This window comes from Reyranella sp., assembly GCF_965227665.1.
Classification (GTDB): Bacteria; Pseudomonadota; Alphaproteobacteria; order Reyranellales; family Reyranellaceae; genus Reyranella.
Genome location: NZ_OZ245767.1, coordinates 3,726,169 through 3,742,112, shown reverse-complemented (window position 1 = coordinate 3,742,112; position 15,944 = coordinate 3,726,169). Strand labels below are relative to the sequence as shown.

The 15,944-nt window shown below is 67.9% G+C and carries 18 protein-coding genes; 7 read left to right on the top strand and 11 right to left on the bottom strand.

Annotation, left to right across the window (positions count from 1 at the left end):
• Nucleotides 1-50: 50 nt before the first annotated feature.
• Entirely contained in the window at nt 51-671 is a 621-nt protein-coding gene (locus tag ACO07I_RS18045) for a hypothetical protein (protein WP_422009763.1), read from the top strand.
• Nucleotides 672-746: 75 nt separating this feature from the next.
• The gene (locus tag ACO07I_RS18040) at nt 747-1,490 is read left to right on the top strand and encodes a creatininase family protein (RefSeq protein WP_422009762.1); all 744 of its coding nucleotides are present in this window, start codon (nt 747-749) and stop codon (nt 1,488-1,490) included.
• 343 nt (nt 1,491-1,833) lie between these two features.
• Here the strand turns inward: ACO07I_RS18040 and ACO07I_RS18035 are convergent, their stop codons facing one another.
• The 7 genes from ACO07I_RS18035 to ACO07I_RS18005 all read right to left on the bottom strand — a co-directional run bounded on the left by ACO07I_RS18035 (nt 1,834) and on the right by ACO07I_RS18005 (nt 8,228).
• A complete protein-coding gene (locus tag ACO07I_RS18035; protein WP_422009761.1) occupies nt 1,834-2,694 on the bottom strand; it encodes a DMT family transporter in 861 nt (286 codons plus the stop codon).
• 22 nt (nt 2,695-2,716) lie between these two features.
• Nucleotides 2,717-3,121: an EVE domain-containing protein gene (locus tag ACO07I_RS18030; RefSeq protein WP_422009760.1), complete on the bottom strand. Its 405-nt coding sequence runs from the start codon at nt 3,119-3,121 to the stop codon at nt 2,717-2,719.
• Between the two features lie 17 nt (nt 3,122-3,138).
• Nucleotides 3,139-4,128 (bottom strand): NAD(P)H-dependent glycerol-3-phosphate dehydrogenase, encoded by a 990-nt coding sequence (locus tag ACO07I_RS18025; RefSeq protein ID WP_422009759.1) that lies wholly within the window; start codon nt 4,126-4,128, stop codon nt 3,139-3,141.
• 24 nt (nt 4,129-4,152) lie between these two features.
• Complete coding sequence (locus tag ACO07I_RS18020; protein ID WP_422009758.1) at nt 4,153-4,788, bottom strand: TIGR02466 family protein; 636 nt, start codon at nt 4,786-4,788, stop codon at nt 4,153-4,155.
• Between the two features lie 9 nt (nt 4,789-4,797).
• Nucleotides 4,798-5,835, bottom strand: a complete 1,038-nt coding sequence (gene tsaD, locus ACO07I_RS18015; protein ID WP_422009757.1) for a tRNA (adenosine(37)-N6)-threonylcarbamoyltransferase complex transferase subunit TsaD — start codon at nt 5,833-5,835, stop codon at nt 4,798-4,800.
• Nucleotides 5,836-6,026: 191 nt separating this feature from the next.
• Entirely contained in the window at nt 6,027-7,361 is a 1,335-nt protein-coding gene (locus ACO07I_RS18010) for an IS1182 family transposase (protein ID WP_422009756.1), read from the bottom strand.
• A gap of 219 nt (nt 7,362-7,580) precedes the next feature.
• The gene (locus ACO07I_RS18005; protein ID WP_422009755.1) at nt 7,581-8,228 is read right to left on the bottom strand and encodes a TIGR02466 family protein; all 648 of its coding nucleotides are present in this window, start codon (nt 8,226-8,228) and stop codon (nt 7,581-7,583) included.
• Between the two features lie 137 nt (nt 8,229-8,365).
• Between ACO07I_RS18005 and hemC the strand changes: the two genes are divergently transcribed.
• The 5 genes from hemC to ACO07I_RS17980 are packed head-to-tail and all read left to right on the top strand — an operon-like array spanning nt 8,366 to nt 12,248.
• The gene (gene hemC / locus ACO07I_RS18000; protein ID WP_422009754.1) at nt 8,366-9,292 is read left to right on the top strand and encodes a hydroxymethylbilane synthase; all 927 of its coding nucleotides are present in this window, start codon (nt 8,366-8,368) and stop codon (nt 9,290-9,292) included.
• Between the two features lie 43 nt (nt 9,293-9,335).
• Nucleotides 9,336-10,148, top strand: a complete 813-nt coding sequence (locus ACO07I_RS17995; protein WP_422009753.1) for a M48 family metallopeptidase — start codon at nt 9,336-9,338, stop codon at nt 10,146-10,148.
• Nucleotides 10,145-10,372 (top strand): sulfurtransferase TusA family protein, encoded by a 228-nt coding sequence (locus tag ACO07I_RS17990; protein ID WP_422009752.1) that lies wholly within the window; start codon nt 10,145-10,147, stop codon nt 10,370-10,372. The genes ACO07I_RS17995 and ACO07I_RS17990 overlap by 4 nt, the downstream gene beginning before the upstream one ends.
• Before the next feature lie 45 nt (nt 10,373-10,417).
• Entirely contained in the window at nt 10,418-11,623 is a 1,206-nt protein-coding gene (locus ACO07I_RS17985; RefSeq protein WP_422009751.1) for a phosphoglycerate kinase, read from the top strand.
• Between the two features lie 10 nt (nt 11,624-11,633).
• Nucleotides 11,634-12,248 carry an NUDIX hydrolase gene (locus tag ACO07I_RS17980; RefSeq protein WP_422009750.1) on the top strand — a complete coding sequence of 205 codons (615 nt, stop codon included), beginning with the start codon at nt 11,634-11,636 and terminating at the stop codon, nt 12,246-12,248.
• Between the two features lie 101 nt (nt 12,249-12,349).
• Here ACO07I_RS17980 and ACO07I_RS17975 read toward each other — a convergent pair whose 3' ends face one another.
• The 4 genes from ACO07I_RS17975 to ACO07I_RS17960 are packed head-to-tail and all read right to left on the bottom strand — an operon-like array spanning nt 12,350 to nt 15,939.
• Nucleotides 12,350-12,952: a septation protein A gene (locus tag ACO07I_RS17975; protein WP_422009749.1), complete on the bottom strand. Its 603-nt coding sequence runs from the start codon at nt 12,950-12,952 to the stop codon at nt 12,350-12,352.
• Complete coding sequence (gene ftsY, locus ACO07I_RS17970; protein WP_422009748.1) at nt 12,949-14,175, bottom strand: signal recognition particle-docking protein FtsY; 1,227 nt, start codon at nt 14,173-14,175, stop codon at nt 12,949-12,951. The genes ACO07I_RS17975 and ftsY overlap by 4 nt, the downstream gene beginning before the upstream one ends.
• Nucleotides 14,176-14,184: 9 nt before the next feature.
• Entirely contained in the window at nt 14,185-15,033 is an 849-nt protein-coding gene (gene dapF / locus ACO07I_RS17965; RefSeq protein ID WP_422009747.1) for a diaminopimelate epimerase, read from the bottom strand.
• Nucleotides 15,034-15,039: 6 nt separating this feature from the next.
• Nucleotides 15,040-15,939 (bottom strand): hypothetical protein, encoded by a 900-nt coding sequence (locus ACO07I_RS17960; RefSeq protein ID WP_422009746.1) that lies wholly within the window; start codon nt 15,937-15,939, stop codon nt 15,040-15,042.
• Between the last annotated feature and the right edge of the window lie 5 nt (nt 15,940-15,944).

Sequence of the window (15,944 nt, the reverse complement as noted above, 5' to 3'; positions counted from 1 at the left end):
TGTGGTAGCAATTTTTGCCGAAATCATCCGGCAGGGGGAGATTCAAGAGAATGAACGCGGGGAAACTGGCGGGCCTTGGCCGCCTGATGATTTCTGTCGGCCTGCTGTCGACGTCTGCGGCTTGTGCGACGGTGGTCGGTGGCACCACCCAGGAAGTCTACGTCGATACCGAACCGAAGGGCGCCACCTGCGCGGTCAATCGCCAGGGCGCCACCGTCGGGTTCATCAGGCCGACACCGGGCAAGGTGGGCCTCTCGCGCTCCAAGGAAACCGTCATCCTGAGCTGCAACCTCGATGGCTACGAGCAGTCGAACGAGGTCCTGGTCGCCAGCTTCACGGGCGCCACGGTCGGCAACATCCTGCTGGGCGGACTGGTCGGCGTCGCCATCGATGCGGCCTCCGGCGCCAACAACAAGTACCCCGAGCGCGTGATGGTCATCCTGACGCCCGCGAGCTTCCCGAGCGACGAGGCGCGCGATGCCCACTATGCCGGCATCCGCCAGCGCATCGAAGCCGGCGCCAAGGCCGAAATCGACCTCGTAAACACGCGCTGCAGCTCGACGAACCGCGAACTCTGCACGATCGAAGCCAAGCAGATCTCCGACGCCCGCGACAAGGCGCTGGCCGATCTCGACAAGCGCCGGCTTGCGGCGAAGGTGGTGCCGGCCTGACGTCGGCTCGCTGACGTCCTTGTCTCGCTGCACGAAGCGACGCATCCTGCAGGCACATCACAGGAGTTTCGGTTCGTGCAGCTTCAGCTCAAGACTTGGCAGTTCGTCGACGACTATCTCAAGTCCAAGACCGGCATCATCATCCCCATCGGCTCGACCGAGCAGCACGGCCCGACCGGCCTGATCGGCACCGACGCGCTGACGGCGGAAATGATCGCCCGCGGCGCCGGCGAGAAAGTGGGCGCGCTGGTGGCGCCGACCATCTCGGTCGGCATGGCGCAGCATCATCTCGACTTCGCCGGTTCGATCACGCTGAAGCCAACCACGCTGATCGCCGTCGTGCGCGACACGGTGGTGTCGCTGGCACGGCACGGCTTCACGCGCTTCTTCTTCGTGAACGGCCATGGCGGCAACATCGCCACCGTCACGGCCGCCTTCTCCGAGATCTATGCCGAGCGCTCGATGGAGCGGATGAGCAACCAGCCGTCCATCAAGTGCGCGCTGCGCAACTGGTGGGACGGGCCCGGCATCAAGCGGCTGAGTGCCGAACTCTATCCGACCGGCGAAGGCAGCCACGCCACCGCCTCCGAGGTGGCGCTGACCTGGTACAAGTATCCCGAGACGATCCAGCGCAAGGAGATGGAGCCGCGCATCGCGCCGAACGGCTCGTTCGCCGACGCCGAGGACTATCGCCGCACCTTCCCCGACGGCCGCATCGGCTCGGACCCCAATCAGGCCACGCCCGAGCACGGCAAGCGCTTCTACGACACCGCCGTCGAGGAGGTCGCCCGCGACTACGAGGCCTGGGTGGCGCGGTAGAGTTTTTCTGACGGAGGCACGATCACATCGGCCTTCACAAAAACCACCTCACCCTGAAGAGCGCTCCTGCGGAGCGCTCTTCAGAGTCTGGCCGGAAATGAATGCAGCTAAAACAAGGGGCTATGAACAGTCCCACTAACCTCACCCTGAGGAACATCGCGCAGCGATGTGTCTCGAAGGGTGGGAACGCGCACCTTGCCTGTTGCCCATCCTTCGAGACGCGCCTCTTCGCGACGCTCCTCAGGATGAGGTAAGTGCTTGAGTCGATTCAAGTCATTTCCAGCCAGCCTCTCAGGATGAGGTTTAGCGGGTGAACCTGAAGCAGAATGATTCTGGTCGATCGCTACCGCGAGACCCGCTCGCGGTGCAGGATGTAGAGGCCCGAGCCCACGATCACGGCGATGCCGGCCAGCGCCAGGGTGTTGGGGACCTCGCCCCACACGACGTAGCCGATGGCGAGCGCCCACAGGGTCGAGGAGTAGCGGAACGATCCGATGACCGAGATCTCGCCGCCCGAGCGCAGCGCGATCACGAGGAACTGGTAGCCGATCGCGAGCAGCAGCGACGACGCCGCGATGTAGCCCAGGGCGCGCGCATCGATCGGCTGCCAGCCCTCGACCAGCGCCCAGGCGCACCCGACGACGGCGACGGTGATCGCCGTGGTGAAGGAGACGACGAGCGTCGGCACGGCGGGTGGCAGGTGACGCGCGATGATGTCGCGAAAGGCGCCGAGGCAGGTTCCGGTAAGCGCCACCCAGGTCCAGCCGTTGATGTCGCCGAGCCTCGGCTGGATGACCAGGAGCACACCCACGAAGCCCACGCCGACCGCGGTCCAGCGCCGCCAGCGCACCTCCTCCTTGAGGAGGAGCACGGCGAGCACCGTCAGGATCAGCGGTGTCGAGAGGTTGACGGCGGTGGCGATCGCGAACGGAATCTGGAACAGCGCGATCAGGTAGATGATGGCTGCGCCCGCTTCCAGCCCGCCGCGCAGCAGGACCTTGGGATGGACGGCATAGGCCATCTTGCGCCAGGCGCCCGTCGCCAGCAGGGCCAGCGCGCACCAGAGCGTCGCGAACAGGCCGCGCACGCCGATCGCCTGGAGCGACGGCACGGTCTCGGCGGCGAGCTTGATCAGCGCATCGTTGAAGATGAAGACGACGACCGACGCCAGCATCGCGGCGATGCCGCGGGTATTGTCGATCATGACCGGGCTAATGACGAATTGACTACTTCGCCATCTTCTCGATCATCTTCCACTGCTCGGCGGAGACCGGCACGACGGAGAGGCGCGACTGGCGCACCAGGCCGAAATCCGCGAGCTTGGGATCGGCCTTGATCGCGGCCAGTGTCACCGGCGTCTTCACCGGCGCGACCGGCTTCACGTCGACGGTGACGGCCTTGCCCGCCGCATCGGTGGGATCGGGATAGGCGGGCTTCACGACCTCGGCGATGCCCACGATCTCCTTGCCCTCGTTGGAATGGTAGAAGAAGCAGCGGTCGCCGGGCTTCATCGCCTTGAGGTTGATCGCGGCCTGGGCGTTGCGCACGCCGGTCCAGGAGGTCTCGCCATCCTTCACGAACTGCGCCCAGGAATAGACCGAAGGCTCGGACTTGATGAGCCAGTACGCCATGTCGTTTCCCCCTGCTCCTACTTGCCTTCGCGCCGCAGCGGCCGCGCCAGCAGGCCGCGAATCGAATCGTCGAGGTCCGCCCCGCGATGCAGGATAGCATCGACGGCGGTGCATATCGGCATCTCGATGCCGAGCTTGGCGGCGCGTTCGAGAACCGCCGGCGCCGTCGCCGCACCTTCGACCACCTGCCGCCTTCCCTGCATGTAGGTTTCGTAGGACATGCCCTTGCCGAGCGCAGCTCCGAGCGAGCGGTTGCGCGACAACGGCCCCTGACAGGTGAGCACCAGATCGCCGAGCCCGCTCAGCCCCGTCAGCGTTTCGAGATGGGCGCCGAGGGCGAGGCCCAGTCGCGCCATCTCGGCGAAGCCGCGAGTGATCAGCGCGGCGGCGGCGTTGTGCCCGAGGCCGCGGCCCTCGACGATGCCGGCGGCGATGGCCAGCACGTTCTTCACCGCGCCGCCCAGCGACACGCCCACGACATCGTCGGTCCAGTAGGGCCGGAACATGCCGGCGGCGAGCGAGGCTGCGAGGTCGCGACCGAGCGCGGCATCGGCAGTGGCGATGCTGACCGCCGTCGGCAGGCCCTGCACGGCTTCCTCCGCGAAGCTGGGGCCCGAGAGCATGGCGATGGCCCGGCCCGGCAGCACCTCGGCCAGAACCTCGGGCATCAGCAGGCCGCTGGTGGCCTCGATGCCCTTGGCGCAGATCACGACGGGACCGCTGCCGGGCAGGCCGTGCGCCACGACGCGCAACGCCTGGGCCGGACAGACGAGCAGGATCGCATGGCAATCGGCGAGCTGGGCGAGCTCCGTTGCCGCTTCGATGCCGGCGTCGAGCGATTGCCCCGGCAGGTAGATCTCGTTGCGACGGTCGTGCGCGATCGCGGCCGATACAGTGCGATCGCGCGACCAGAGCGTGACCTTGCGACCGGCCCGGCGTGCGAGACAGGCCAGCGCCGTTCCCCAGGCGCCGCCGCCGACGACGCCGATATGCGCGATGCCCGTCACGCGATCCCCCTCACGCGATCCTCGTCACAGGCTGAGATTGAAGGCGATGGAGATGCGCTGGGCGGCGCCGCGATAGGGCCGCACCTGATGCAGCACCCATGACGGGAACATCACCAGCCGCCCCGCCCGGGGCGAGATCGTCTGGTTGGTGCCGACCGACAGGCCGCCCGGCAGGCTGAAGGCAAGATAGGGCGCGTACATGGCCGGCGCCGGTCCGCGCGGATCCATGAACTCGAGTTCGCCGCCCAGCGACGGATCGGCCGAGATGCCGCCATCGTCGACATAGTAGACGCCCGACCAGTAGCTGCCGGGATGGGAATGGAATTCGTTGCCGTGGCCGCCGCGGTTGATGTTGGCCCAGATGTTGGCCTTCCACGCGATCGTGACCGCATTGCCCTGGCGATCGCTGGTGCTGCGGTTGGCGATGTTGCGCGCGATCGCCAGCAGCTTGATCGCCGGAACGCCGGCCCACTTGTCGAGGTCCCAGGTCGACTGCCAGCCGCCCAGCGTGCTGTGCGGCTCGTTCGCCTGTTCGGCCTCGCGCTTCGCCAGCACCGGGATCAGCGCGGCATTGAGCTGCGGACCGTCGGGAAGATCGGCGATCAGGATCGGCGTCGCGAAGGCGGCAACGGTTTCGAAGGCGGGCTGGGCCTGGCTCATGACGGCAGTCTACACGCGATTGGCGGCGGCAGGATCGAGCGGCCAGCGCGGCCGGGGGCGGAAATCGAGCGCATCGACCTGGCCGAGACGCAGCCGTTCGACACCGGCCCAGGCGATCATGGCGCCATTGTCGGTGCAGAGCCGGACCGGCGGGGCCACCAGCTTCGCGCCGTGCGTCGCCGCGACCTCTTCGAGCCGCCCGCGCAAGTAAACATTGGCCGCGACGCCGCCAGCCACCACGAGCGTCTGCGACGGGGCCCGGGCCAGCGCGTTGGCGCAGCGGTCGGCGAAGACGTCGCCCACCGTGCGCTGGAAGGAGGCGCAGAGATCGGCGACGGCGCGCGGATCGTCGGCCGGCAGTTTCTCGACCGTCTGGCGCACCGCGGTCTTCAGGCCCGAGAAGGAGAAGTCGCAGCCGGGCTTGCGCCACATCGGACGCGGCAGCGAGAAGCGGCGCGGGTCGCCGCCCTCAGCGGCTTTCTCGACGGCCGGTCCGCCCGGGAAGCCGAGACCCAGCAGCTTGGCGGTCTTGTCGAAGCATTCGCCGGCAGCATCGTCGATGGTCGTGCCCAGCCGCGTGAAGTCGCCGGGACCGCGCACCGTGAGGAGCTGGCAGTGGCCGCCCGATACGAGCAGCAGCAGATAGGGAAACGAAACCGGCTCGGTCAGCCGCACCGACAAAGCGTGGCCTTCGAGATGATTGACCGCAATGAAGGGCTTGTCGTGTGCGAAGGCCAGCGCCTTGGCCGTCATGACGCCGACCATCACGCCGCCGATCAGCCCCGGCCCGCCGGTCGCGGCGATGGCGTCGAGATCGGCCAGCCCGATTCCGGCTTCGTCGAGCGCCTGGGCGACCAGCCCGTCGATGCGCTCGAGATGCGCCCGCGCGGCAATCTCCGGCACCACGCCGCCGAAACGGCGATGCTCGGTGAGCTGGCTGTAGACCGTATTGGACAGAATCCGGCCAACCGGCCCGGTCCCCGCCTCGCCTTCGACCACGGCGACGGCGGTCTCGTCACAGCTCGTTTCGATGCCCAGGACGCGCATGCGGGACTTCTAGCGGCCCGAGCGGAGGGGCGCCAGATGACACCTCGCCGACGCACCCCCTCATCCTGAGAGCTTGTGAGTGTATTGGGCAAGCTCTCGGGGGTGTATTGGCGTGGGCTGCTACGCCGGGCGCCGTTGTTGTCTTGGGGTGCGTTGGTGGCCGTAGCCGTGCAGGCCCCGGAATGGCCTGGTCATGCCTTGGCTGTCTTGAGGCGATGCCCGGCGATGATGTTGTTGGCGAGGGCGAACCAGAGCAGGATGGTTTTGACCTTGTGAACGCCGCGCACGGTGAACTGGCGCAGGCCCCACTGCCGGAAGCGGGCGTTGATGCACTCGCCCATCGCCCGTCGTTTGTAGACGCTCTTGCCGTGCGGGCTTCGCATGCGCCGGCGCCAGGCGGCAACGCCGGGACCGTCCTTGGGCCGAGGCGCATAGGGATCGCTCTTGTGCTTGTTGCGGGTGGTCGGTCCGTAGATCAGCACACCCTGCTCGAACGCCTCTTCCGTATCCTCGTTCTTGTGGAAGCCCCCATCGACCAGATGGCGCCGGGGCTGCCGTTGATAGCGTTCTTTCAGCCGCTCCAGCATGGGCCGCAGCAGGCCGCGGTCCGAACCCGTGGTGTCGATGGCGACGTCGACCACGATCTGGCCTTTGGCCACCGTGCCGATCTGGCAGTTGTAGGCCGGCCGGAAGCCGCCATCGGCCATCTTCATGACGCGCGCCTGGGGATCGGTGGTCGAGGTGCGAGGCTCCTTCTGCTTGGCCACCTGCTTCTTGTTGGTCTTGCCGCGTCGCTCCCGCTCGGCCTCGATCTCGGCCAGCTTGTCGAGCGCCGTCGCCACGCGCTGCTCGCGCTCGCGCGCAGCCCGCTCCTGGGCCGCCTTGATGCGCCGGTTGCTGGCGTCGGGGTCCTCGTCGAGTTCCCGCTTCAGATACTCGACCAGCCGGCGTGCCTTCTTCAGGTGCTTGTGCAGGCTCTGCCGGCGCCGGAACGAAGAGCCTCCCGCGCCCGCCCGCACCCGAACCCCGTCCTGCACCACCTCGGCAAGCTCGATCACATCCTCCGCCATGAGTGCCGCGATGTTGTGCGTCAGAAGCCGATCCAGCAGTTCGCCATGACCGCTGCGGAAGTCGGCCAGACCGTGATAGTTCACGCTCACCCCCCCGCACAGCCACCGATAGGCATCGTGGCTCGCGCACAGCCGCTCCAGCGCCCGCGCGCTGCCCACGCCCTGGCTCGTCGCATAGAGCCACAGCGCCAGCAGAAGACGAGGGCTCGCCGGAGCCTGGCCCGGCGTGTGCTCGCGAGCCCCGATCGCGTCCTCCAGCACCTTCAGGTCCAATCGCTCGACATAGCGCCAGATCACCCGCGCCGGATGATCCGCCGCCAAAAGGCTGTCGAGATCTACCGACCGAAGTTCCACCTGCCGCCGCTCCGGCTCGCGCATCCGCGGCTTGCCCGACCCGGGCTCGGCCTTCGCCACCAACTGCTCCGGAAGGCCCCCGAACAGATCCTTCTCCGGCATCAACTCCTCCACCAAATTCGCTTCGATGGAATCATCCCGGGCGGGCATCCGAAAGACAAAGATTCACAAATTCTGAGGAGCCGCGCCTTGCGCGGCGTCTCGAAGGATGAGCAACAAGCAAGGTGCGCGTTCCCACCCTTCGAGACGCGCTCCGGAGTTTACCCCGAGGTATTCGAGGGGGAGCGCTCCTCAGGGTGAGGTCGTTGTGTTGGGAAGCCTCTACAGGTTCAGATTGAACGCGATCGAGATGCGTTCGGCGGTGCCGCGATAGTGGCGGACCTGGTGGAGCAGCCACGACGGGAACAGGACCATCCGGCCGGCCTTGGGCTGCAGCACCTCGTTGGCGCCGCCCGACAGGCCGCCCTTCATCGCGAAGCCGAGATGCGGTGCATACATCACCGGGGCCGCCCCGCGCGGATCGAGGAATTCCAGCGCGCCGCCCAGCGAGGGGTCGGCCGGGATGCCGCCGTCGTCGACATAGTAGACGCCGGACCAGAAGGCGCCGGGATGCGTGTGGGGCAGATTGCCGTGGCCGCTGCGATTGACGTTGGCCCACATGTTGGCGCGCCAGGTCACGGCGAAAACGCCGGGATGGGGGCCGCCGGCATTGCCCGAGCGGTCGATCGTGACGCGATTGGCGGTGTTGCGGGCGATGGCCAGCAGCTTCAGCGCCGGCACGCCGCCCCAGCGGTCCATGTCCCAGGTCGACTGCCAGCCGCCTTCGTTGGAAGCCTGTGTGCCGGGGTGGGACTTCTCGCGCTCCTCGATGACCCGTCGCAGGTCGGCATTCAACGCCGCCGCGTCCGGCACGTCATGGACGACGAGCGGCGTGGCGAACAACGGTACGATTTCGAGATCCTGGCTCATGCTCGCGCTCTGTTCGCCGTCTTTCTGCCTGCCGGCCTCGCCCCCCGCAACTGCCGCCGGCCGCGACCTGTCGGCACCACAGCTTCTGGCGTGGGGGCTTCTGGCGTATCGGGGCGCCCTGCGCTAGAGCAGCGCGCATGACGGCCCCCCTCCTCCGGCTCGGCACCCGCGGCAGCCCTCTCGCCCTCACCCAGACCGGCCTGGTGCGCGATGCGCTGGCCAAGTCCGTCCCGGCGCTCGCCGGCCCCGGCGCCATCGAGATCGTGGCCATCAAGACCACGGGCGACGTGATCCAGGACCGGCCGCTCTCCGAAGCCGGCGGCAAGGGACTGTTCGTCAAGGAGATCGAGGAGGCCCTGCTGCGGGGTCGCATCGACGCCGCGGTCCACAGCATGAAGGACATGCCCACGGCGCAACCGCCCGGCCTGGCAATTTCGGCCTTCCTGCCGCGCGAAGACGCGCGCGACGTCCTGATCGCGGGAGACCTTGCCCGCATCGACGAATTGCCGCAGGGCGCCATCGTCGGCACCTCGGCGCTGCGCCGCAAGGCTCTGCTGCTCCATCGGCGGCCGGACCTGCGCATCGTCACGCTGCGCGGCAATGTCGACACCCGACTCGCAAGGCGTGCCGACGGCACGGTGCAGGCGACCATCCTGGCGCTCGCCGGCCTGAAGCGGCTGGGCAAGACCGGTGTCGGAACGGCCATTCCGGAAGCCGAGATGCTGCCGGCGGTCGGCCAGGGCGCGGTGTGCATCGAGGCGCGAGAGAACGACGCGCAGACGCGTGGCTGGCTCGCCGCGATCGATCACGAGGCCACCGCCGTCTGCGTACGCGCCGAGCATGCGATGCTGGTCGTGCTCGACGGATCGTGCCGAACACCCATTGCAGGACACGCGATCCTGACGGGCGGAGAACTGCATCTGCGCGGCCTGATCGCCCGGCCCGACGGATCGGAAGTGATCGCAACGGAGCGGCGTGGTTCGATTGCTGACGCATCCGCGCTCGGCCGCGATGCCGGCGAAGAACTGAAGCGCCGCGGCGGACCCGGCTTCTTCGCCGACTGACGCACACTCGACCGGGCGCGAACCGACCCCTAGACTTCGGCCCATGCACCCCATCCTGCGCGCCCTGCTGATCGTGTGCGGCCTCGCGTCCCTGCTCGCTGCCTGCGAGACGGCGCCGGTCTCCGGCCGGTCGCAGATGATGCTGGTGAACGAGAACGAGGAGCGCGAGATGGGCCTGAAGGCCTATCGCGAAGTGCTGAACAAGGAGCCCCTGTCGCGCGACGCGCAGGTCAATGCGATGGTCGAGAAGGTCGGCCGGCGCATCGCCAATGCCGCCGAGCATCCGCCGCAGGAACTGTGGCGCGCGCCGCGCTTCCGCTGGGAATTCAAGACCGTCGACAAGAACGAGCCGAACGCCTTCTGCCTGCCGGGCGGCAAGATCGTGGTCTACACAGGTCTGTTGCCGATCACCAAGACCGAGGCCGGCCTGGCCGTCGTGCTCGCCCATGAGGTGGCGCATGCGCTGGCGCGCCACGGGGCGGAGCGCATGAGCGACCAGATGGTGGCGTCGGTCGGCACCGCCGCCGCCGCGGTGGCCCTGTCGGCGACGGTGAGCGGCCGCAGCCGCACCTATCTGCCGGCCATGATGGCCGCGGTCGGCGCCGGCGCGACGGTGGGCTACATCCTGCCGATGTCGCGCGCCCAGGAATCGGAAGCCGACCGGATCGGCCTCGTGCTGATGGCGATGGCGGGCTACGATCCGCGCGAGGCGATCGGCCTGTGGGAGCGCATGCGCGCCGCCAGTTCCGGCAAGCGGCAGGCCGAATGGCTCAGCACGCATCCTGCCGACACCACGCGCATTGCCGATATCAGGCGCTGGCTGCCCGAAGCCATGCAGTACTACAAACCACGATGACCGAAACGCTGGAATACGACGCGACCGGGCTGCTCTGCCCCCTCCCCGTGCTGCGGGCCAACCGCAAGCTGCGCGAACTGGCGACCGGTGGGCTGCTCACGGTGCGCGCCACCGATCCTGCCGCCGAGGCCGACTTCCCGGCCTTCTGCCGGCAGACCGGACACGAGCTGGTCTCTGCCACGCGCGAGGGCGAGGTGCTGGTATTCGTGATTCGGAAACGCTAGACGGCGGAAACGCCAGACGCCCGTTCGACAGACAAGAGAGAGTTCATGCCGCAGACGACCTTCAAGACGATCGATTCCCTGGACATGTCGGGCAAGCGCGTCCTGGTGCGCGTCGACCTCAACGTGCCGATGAAGAACGGCGTGGTGACCGATGCCACCCGCATCGAGCGCGCGGCGCCGACGATCAAGGAGCTGGCGGCCAAGGGTGCGAAGGTGATCGTGCTCAGCCATTTCGGTCGTCCCGACGGCAAGCGCGTGCCGGAGATGACGCTGCGTCCGCTGGTCGAGCCGCTGGAGAAGGCGCTCGGCAAGCCGGTCGGCTTCGCCGAGGACTGCATCGGTCCGCTGGCCGAGGACGCCGTGCGCAACATGAAGGCGGGCGACGTGCTGTTGCTGGAGAACCTCCGCTTCCACAAGGAAGAGGAGAAGAACGACGCCGGCTTCATCGACAAGCTCTCGCTGCTGGGCGACGTCTACGTGAACGATGCCTTCTCGACCGCGCATCGCGCGCATGCCTCGACCGAGGGTCTCGCCAACCGCCTGCCGGCCGTCGCGGGCCGCCTGATGCAGGAGGAACTGGAAGCGCTCGACAAGGCCCTGGGCAACCCGAAGCGGCCGGTCTGCGCCATCGTCGGCGGCGCCAAGGTCTCGACCAAGCTCGAGCTGCTCGGCCATCTGGTGGGCAAGGTCGACAAGCTGATCATCGGCGGCGGCATGGCCAACACGTTCATGCATGCCCAGGGGATCCATGTCGGCAAGTCGCTGTGCGAGAAGGATCTCGCCCCGATGGCGCTCGATATCCTGGAAAAGGCGAAGGCCGCCAAGTGCAAGGTGCTGCTGCCGGTGGACGTCATGGCGGCGGACGAGTTCAAGGCCGGCGCGCCGCATGTCGTGGTGGATGCCAACGCCTGTCCCGACGACAAGATGATCCTCGATGTCGGGCCGAAGACGATCGCGCTCTACCAGAAGGAACTGGCCGATTGCTCGACGTTGGTATGGAACGGTCCGCTCGGCGCCTTCGAGATCAAGCCGTTCGACACCGGCACGGTGGCGCTGGCCCAGGACGTGGCCCGGCTGACCGGCATGGGCAAACTCCTGTCGGTGGCCGGCGGCGGCGACACGGTGGCCGCCCTTGCGGCGGCGGGCGTCGAGGAGAAATTCTCCTACGTCTCGACGGCGGGCGGCGCCTTCCTCGAATGGATGGAAGGCAAGACCCTGCCCGGCGTTGCAGCGCTGATACGGGCGGCGTAGCGTCGGCGCCATGAGCGCCCCACCGACCCCTCCCGATCGCCCGCGCCTGCCGTGGGATCCGCCCGAGCATTTCGAGAAGCGGGTCCCCGACGGCGACAATCGCGAGCGGCTGGTCTGCGGGCGCTGCGAGTTCATCCACTACCAGAACCCCAAGGTCGTCGCCGGCGCCGTCTGTACGTGGCGCGATGACAAGGGACAGGACAAGATCCTGCTGGCCAAGCGCGCCATCGAGCCGCGCAAGGGCTTCTGGACCCTGCCGGCCGGCTACATGGAACTCGGCGAGACGACCGAGCAGGCCGCCCAGCGCGAGGCGCTGGAAGAGGCCTGTGCCACCATCGAGATCGACCGGCTGCTCGCCATGTACAGCGTGGCTCGCATCGGCCAGGTGCAGATCATGTATCGCGCGAAGCTGGTCACGCCGGACATCGCCTGCGGCGTCGAAAGCGAGGAAGTGGCGCTGGTCGACTGGGCCGACATCCCGTGGGACCAGCTCGCTTTCCCGACGGTGGTGTGGGCGCTCGCCCACTTCCACGAGTCACGCGACAAGACCGACTTCTCGACCTACTCCAACCCGACCGGCGACCTCGCCCGCATGTGGCCGCCGCGCAAGCCCGAGGGGGTTTAGGAAGACGCTACGCGGCTCGGAATCAGTGGAGCGCGCAACTCCAGTTGCGCTCATAAGTCTTGATGCGCCACTGGAGTGGCGCGCTCCAATGAAACAAGCCGTCAGCTTCCGCGCGCGAAAGGATTGTCGTCGCCGTCCCAGTAGCGCCGCAGCAGCGGGATCTGCAGGAAGGCGAAGACGAGGGTCAGCGGGAAGCTCAGGAACATCTTGCTGGCGATCCACGTGTCGGTCGTGAAGTTCCGCCACATCACTTCGTTGACGATGGCCAGCACGAAGAAGAACACCGTCCAACGCATCGTGAGCTGATACCAGCCCTCGTCGGTCAGCCTGAAGGCCGCGCCGAACAGGGGCTTCAACAGCGGCTTCTTGAACAGCACGAGACCACCGCCCAGGATGACCGCGAACAGGCAGTTCACGATCGTGGGCTTCAGCTTGATGAAGGTGTCGTCCTGCAGCCAGATGGTGAGGCCGCCGAACACCAGCACGAAGAAGCCGCCGACCAGCGGCATGATCGGCCAGCGCTTCTCCAGCCAGCGATAGCAGGGCAGCGCGATCGCCGTCGCGACGATGAAGATGCCGGTGCCCCAGTAGATGCCCCAGCGCCCGTTGGCGACGAAGAACAGGACCAGCGGCCCCAGTTCGAGCGCCGTGGCGTAGAGCTTTCGCATGCCATTGTCGCCGCCCGCGTCCCGTTCACTGCTCATGCCGGCAATCCCATCAATCCACGGGCGAAGGCGCGAGCCTCGAACGGCCGCAGGTCGTCGATGCCTTCGCCGACACCGATCGCCACGACCGGCAGCTTGAACTTCTCGGCCAGCGCCACCAGCACGCCGCCCTTGGCACTGCCGTCGAGCTTGGTGAGGACCAGCGCGTCGACCGGCGACATGGTCTTGAAGGTCTCGACCTGGGCATGGGCGTTCTGGCCGGTGGTCGCGTCGAGCACCAGCAGGCAGGAATGCGGCGCCTCGGGATCGAGCTTGCGGATGACGCGCACGATCTTCGCGAGCTCTTCCATCAGGTTGGTCTTGTTGTGCAGGCGGCCGGCGGTGTCGATCAGCAGCACGTCGGTCTTCTCGGCGCGCGCCCGCTCCAGCGCTTCGTAGGCGAGGCCCGCGGCGTCGGCACCGGTCTGCTTCGACACGACCGGCACGCCGGCGCGGTCGCCCCAGACCTTGAGCTGCTCGACGGCGGCGGCGCGGAACGTGTCGCCGGCGGCCAGCATCACCGAGCGGCCCTCGCTCCGGTAGCGGCCGGCCAGCTTGGCGATGGTCGTGGTCTTGCCGCTGCCGTTCACGCCGACCACCAGCACGACATGCGGCTTGCGCGCGGCATCGATGGTGAGCGGCACGGCGACGGGCTGCAGGATCTCGGCGATGTCGTCGGCGAAGGCCGCGCGCACTTCCTCTTCGGTGACTTCCTTGCCGAAGCGCTCCTTGCTCAGCTTGCCGACCAAACGGGCGGCCACGGCGACGCCGAGATCGGCCTGGATCAGCGCATCCTCGAGATCGTCGAGTGTCTGCTGGTCGAGCTTCTTCTTGGTGAAGAGGCCGGTGATGCTCTCGGCGACCTTCTTGGTCGACTTCGAGAGGCCCTCCCGCAGACGCGACAGCCAGCCTTTCTTCTCGGGCTCGGGCTTCTCGGGCTCGGGTTCCTTCTCGACCACCGCTTCGACAGGGGCGGTGACAGCGACCGGCTCTGGCTCTGGCTCGGGCTCGGGCTCGGGCTCCGGCGCCATCGGCACCGGCTCGCTCACCGGCGCGATGGGGGGCAGAGCGGGCGGTGTCTCGGGCTCGACCGTGACGGACGGCTCGACCGGCTCGGGTTTCTCGACTTCGGGTTCGACCGGCTTGGACGGCTCGACGGTCGGCGTCACCCGCGCGCGCAACCGCGCAAACCAGCCCTTCTTCTCGGGTTCCGTCTCGCTCACCGCGTCACCTCAGGAAAGGAGGGAGCGGTCGAGCTCGCCCCGGTAGGCCAGCGATATGCCGCCGGTCATCGACACATGGTCGTCGCGCAGCCATTCGATGGTGAGCGTGCCGTGCTCCACGACGACGTCGACCTTGCGCCCCGTAAGCCCGCGCCGCGCCGCGGCGACGCCGGCGGCACAGGCACCCGAGCCGCAGGCGAGCGTCAGCCCCGCGCCACGCTCCCAGACGCTGAGCTTGAGCCTGTTCTCACCAATGATCTGCGCAACGCCGACATTCACCCGCTCGGGGAAGAACGGATCGTGCTCCAGCTTCGGACCGAGTTCCGTGATCGGGATCGACGCGAGATCGTCGACGAAAAAAGTCGCGTGCGGATTGCCGACATTGGTGCCGACCGGGTCCTGCAGCGGCCCGAACCCAACCGGCATATGCCTCGTGTCGCAGGCCTTCGCGACAGGGATTTCGCGCCAGTCCATGCGCACCAGCCCCATATCGACGGAGATCACCGGCAGGCCGTTGGCGCCGCGCCCGACCTTCTGCGATTCGAGCAGGCCGGCGACCGTCTGGATCGTCACATCGTCCGACTTGCGCTCGTCCATCACCACCGAGGCGACGCAGCGCGTGGCGTTGCCGCAGGCCTGCGCCTCGCTGCCGTCGGGGTTGTAGATGCGCATGAAGACGTCGGCGTCGGGCTCGGTCGGCGGCTCCAGCACGATCAGCTGGTCGCAGCCCACGCCCAGGCGGCGGTCGGCGATGGCACGCCGGCGCGGCACCGTCAGATCGAGCGCATGACCGCGCGCATCGAGCACGACGAAGTCGTTGCCCAGCCCGTGCATCTTGAGGAAAGGCGTTCCGGCCATGCGGCGCTATATGGCGGTTCGGCCGGGCCAGCGCAACGAGCGCGCCCGGACCCGCCCGGCCTGCGGCCCGCCGACCTCGCGCACATCGAGGGTCGGCATCCGCTTGGTGTAGATCGTGAGATGGAGAATGCCGAGCGCCTCGTAGGGCATGGCCGGCTCGACGAACAGGCCGCGACCGGCGTCCCACGCCGGGGTGGCATGGTGGACCGGCCAGTTGCAGCGGCTGGGCAGCGGCTCGCAGGAGAACCCCCGATCGTAGACCAGCACGTTGAGCGCGACCTGGTCGGTCATGTCGGTCGAGCGCTGCAGCGCCTCGCCCAGCAACCCCGCCCAGCCCTGCCAGTGGGGCGCATCGGCTGAGAGCGCGAAGACACCGGCGTTGATCAGCGGGTAGCGGATCAGCCGCTCGGCGATCGCCCGGTCGAAACAGGCTTCGAAGGCCGCGCCGTTGATCGACGAGAATTCCGGCCAGGCATGGCGATAGTGACGCATCGAGCGATGGATCTCGGGCGCCACCGCCAGCGCGCCCGTCCGGGCGGCGGCGAGGAACAAGTCGACCGCGTCGCCCTGCTGCACCCAGCAATCGCCGTCGATCCAGAGATAGAGGTCGAAGCCCGGGAAATAGCGCGGCAGGAAGGGACGCGCCGTCAGCGCCTTGTAACCGTCCTTCAACGAGTCGCGGCCGCGAAAGTCGAAATCCCATTGCGGCACCACGAGGATGGCGCCGCGCGCGACACACCAGGCGCGCTGCTTTTCGGTCAGTCCGCAATCGAGCACGCCCAGCGCCAGCGCGCGGCCCGGCTCGGTCGCCTGCAAGGACTCGATGCAGTCGCGCATCAGGTCGAAATAGGCGGCATCGCCGCCGGTGATGGCGATGGCCCGTTCGGAATCGGGGTTTCTGCTCACCGCGC

What these genes read in the sequence shown, in the direction of transcription:
- ACO07I_RS18020 (WP_422009758.1), bottom strand. Translation starts at nt 4,788, where the DNA reads ATGAGCCAGGCCCAGCCCGCCTTCGAAACCGTTGCCGCCTTCGCGACG.
- ACO07I_RS18010 (WP_422009756.1), bottom strand. Translation starts at nt 7,361, where the DNA reads ATGCCGGAGAAGGATCTGTTCGGGGGCCTTCCGGAGCAGTTGGTGGCG.
- ACO07I_RS17985 (WP_422009751.1), top strand. Translation starts at nt 10,418, where the DNA reads ATGCCGCAGACGACCTTCAAGACGATCGATTCCCTGGACATGTCGGGC.
- ACO07I_RS18005 (WP_422009755.1), bottom strand. Translation starts at nt 8,228, where the DNA reads ATGAGCCAGGATCTCGAAATCGTACCGTTGTTCGCCACGCCGCTCGTC.
- ACO07I_RS17975 (WP_422009749.1), bottom strand. Translation starts at nt 12,952, where the DNA reads ATGAGCAGTGAACGGGACGCGGGCGGCGACAATGGCATGCGAAAGCTC.
- ACO07I_RS17990 (WP_422009752.1), top strand. Translation starts at nt 10,145, where the DNA reads ATGACCGAAACGCTGGAATACGACGCGACCGGGCTGCTCTGCCCCCTC.
- ACO07I_RS17995 (WP_422009753.1), top strand. Translation starts at nt 9,336, where the DNA reads ATGCACCCCATCCTGCGCGCCCTGCTGATCGTGTGCGGCCTCGCGTCC.
- dapF (WP_422009747.1), bottom strand. Translation starts at nt 15,033, where the DNA reads ATGGCCGGAACGCCTTTCCTCAAGATGCACGGGCTGGGCAACGACTTC.
- ACO07I_RS18045 (WP_422009763.1), top strand. Translation starts at nt 51, where the DNA reads ATGAACGCGGGGAAACTGGCGGGCCTTGGCCGCCTGATGATTTCTGTC.
- hemC (WP_422009754.1), top strand. Translation starts at nt 8,366, where the DNA reads ATGACGGCCCCCCTCCTCCGGCTCGGCACCCGCGGCAGCCCTCTCGCC.
- ACO07I_RS18030 (WP_422009760.1), bottom strand. Translation starts at nt 3,121, where the DNA reads ATGGCGTACTGGCTCATCAAGTCCGAGCCTTCGGTCTATTCCTGGGCG.
- ACO07I_RS17980 (WP_422009750.1), top strand. Translation starts at nt 11,634, where the DNA reads ATGAGCGCCCCACCGACCCCTCCCGATCGCCCGCGCCTGCCGTGGGAT.
- ACO07I_RS18035 (WP_422009761.1), bottom strand. Translation starts at nt 2,694, where the DNA reads ATGATCGACAATACCCGCGGCATCGCCGCGATGCTGGCGTCGGTCGTC.
- tsaD (WP_422009757.1), bottom strand. Translation starts at nt 5,835, where the DNA reads ATGCGCGTCCTGGGCATCGAAACGAGCTGTGACGAGACCGCCGTCGCC.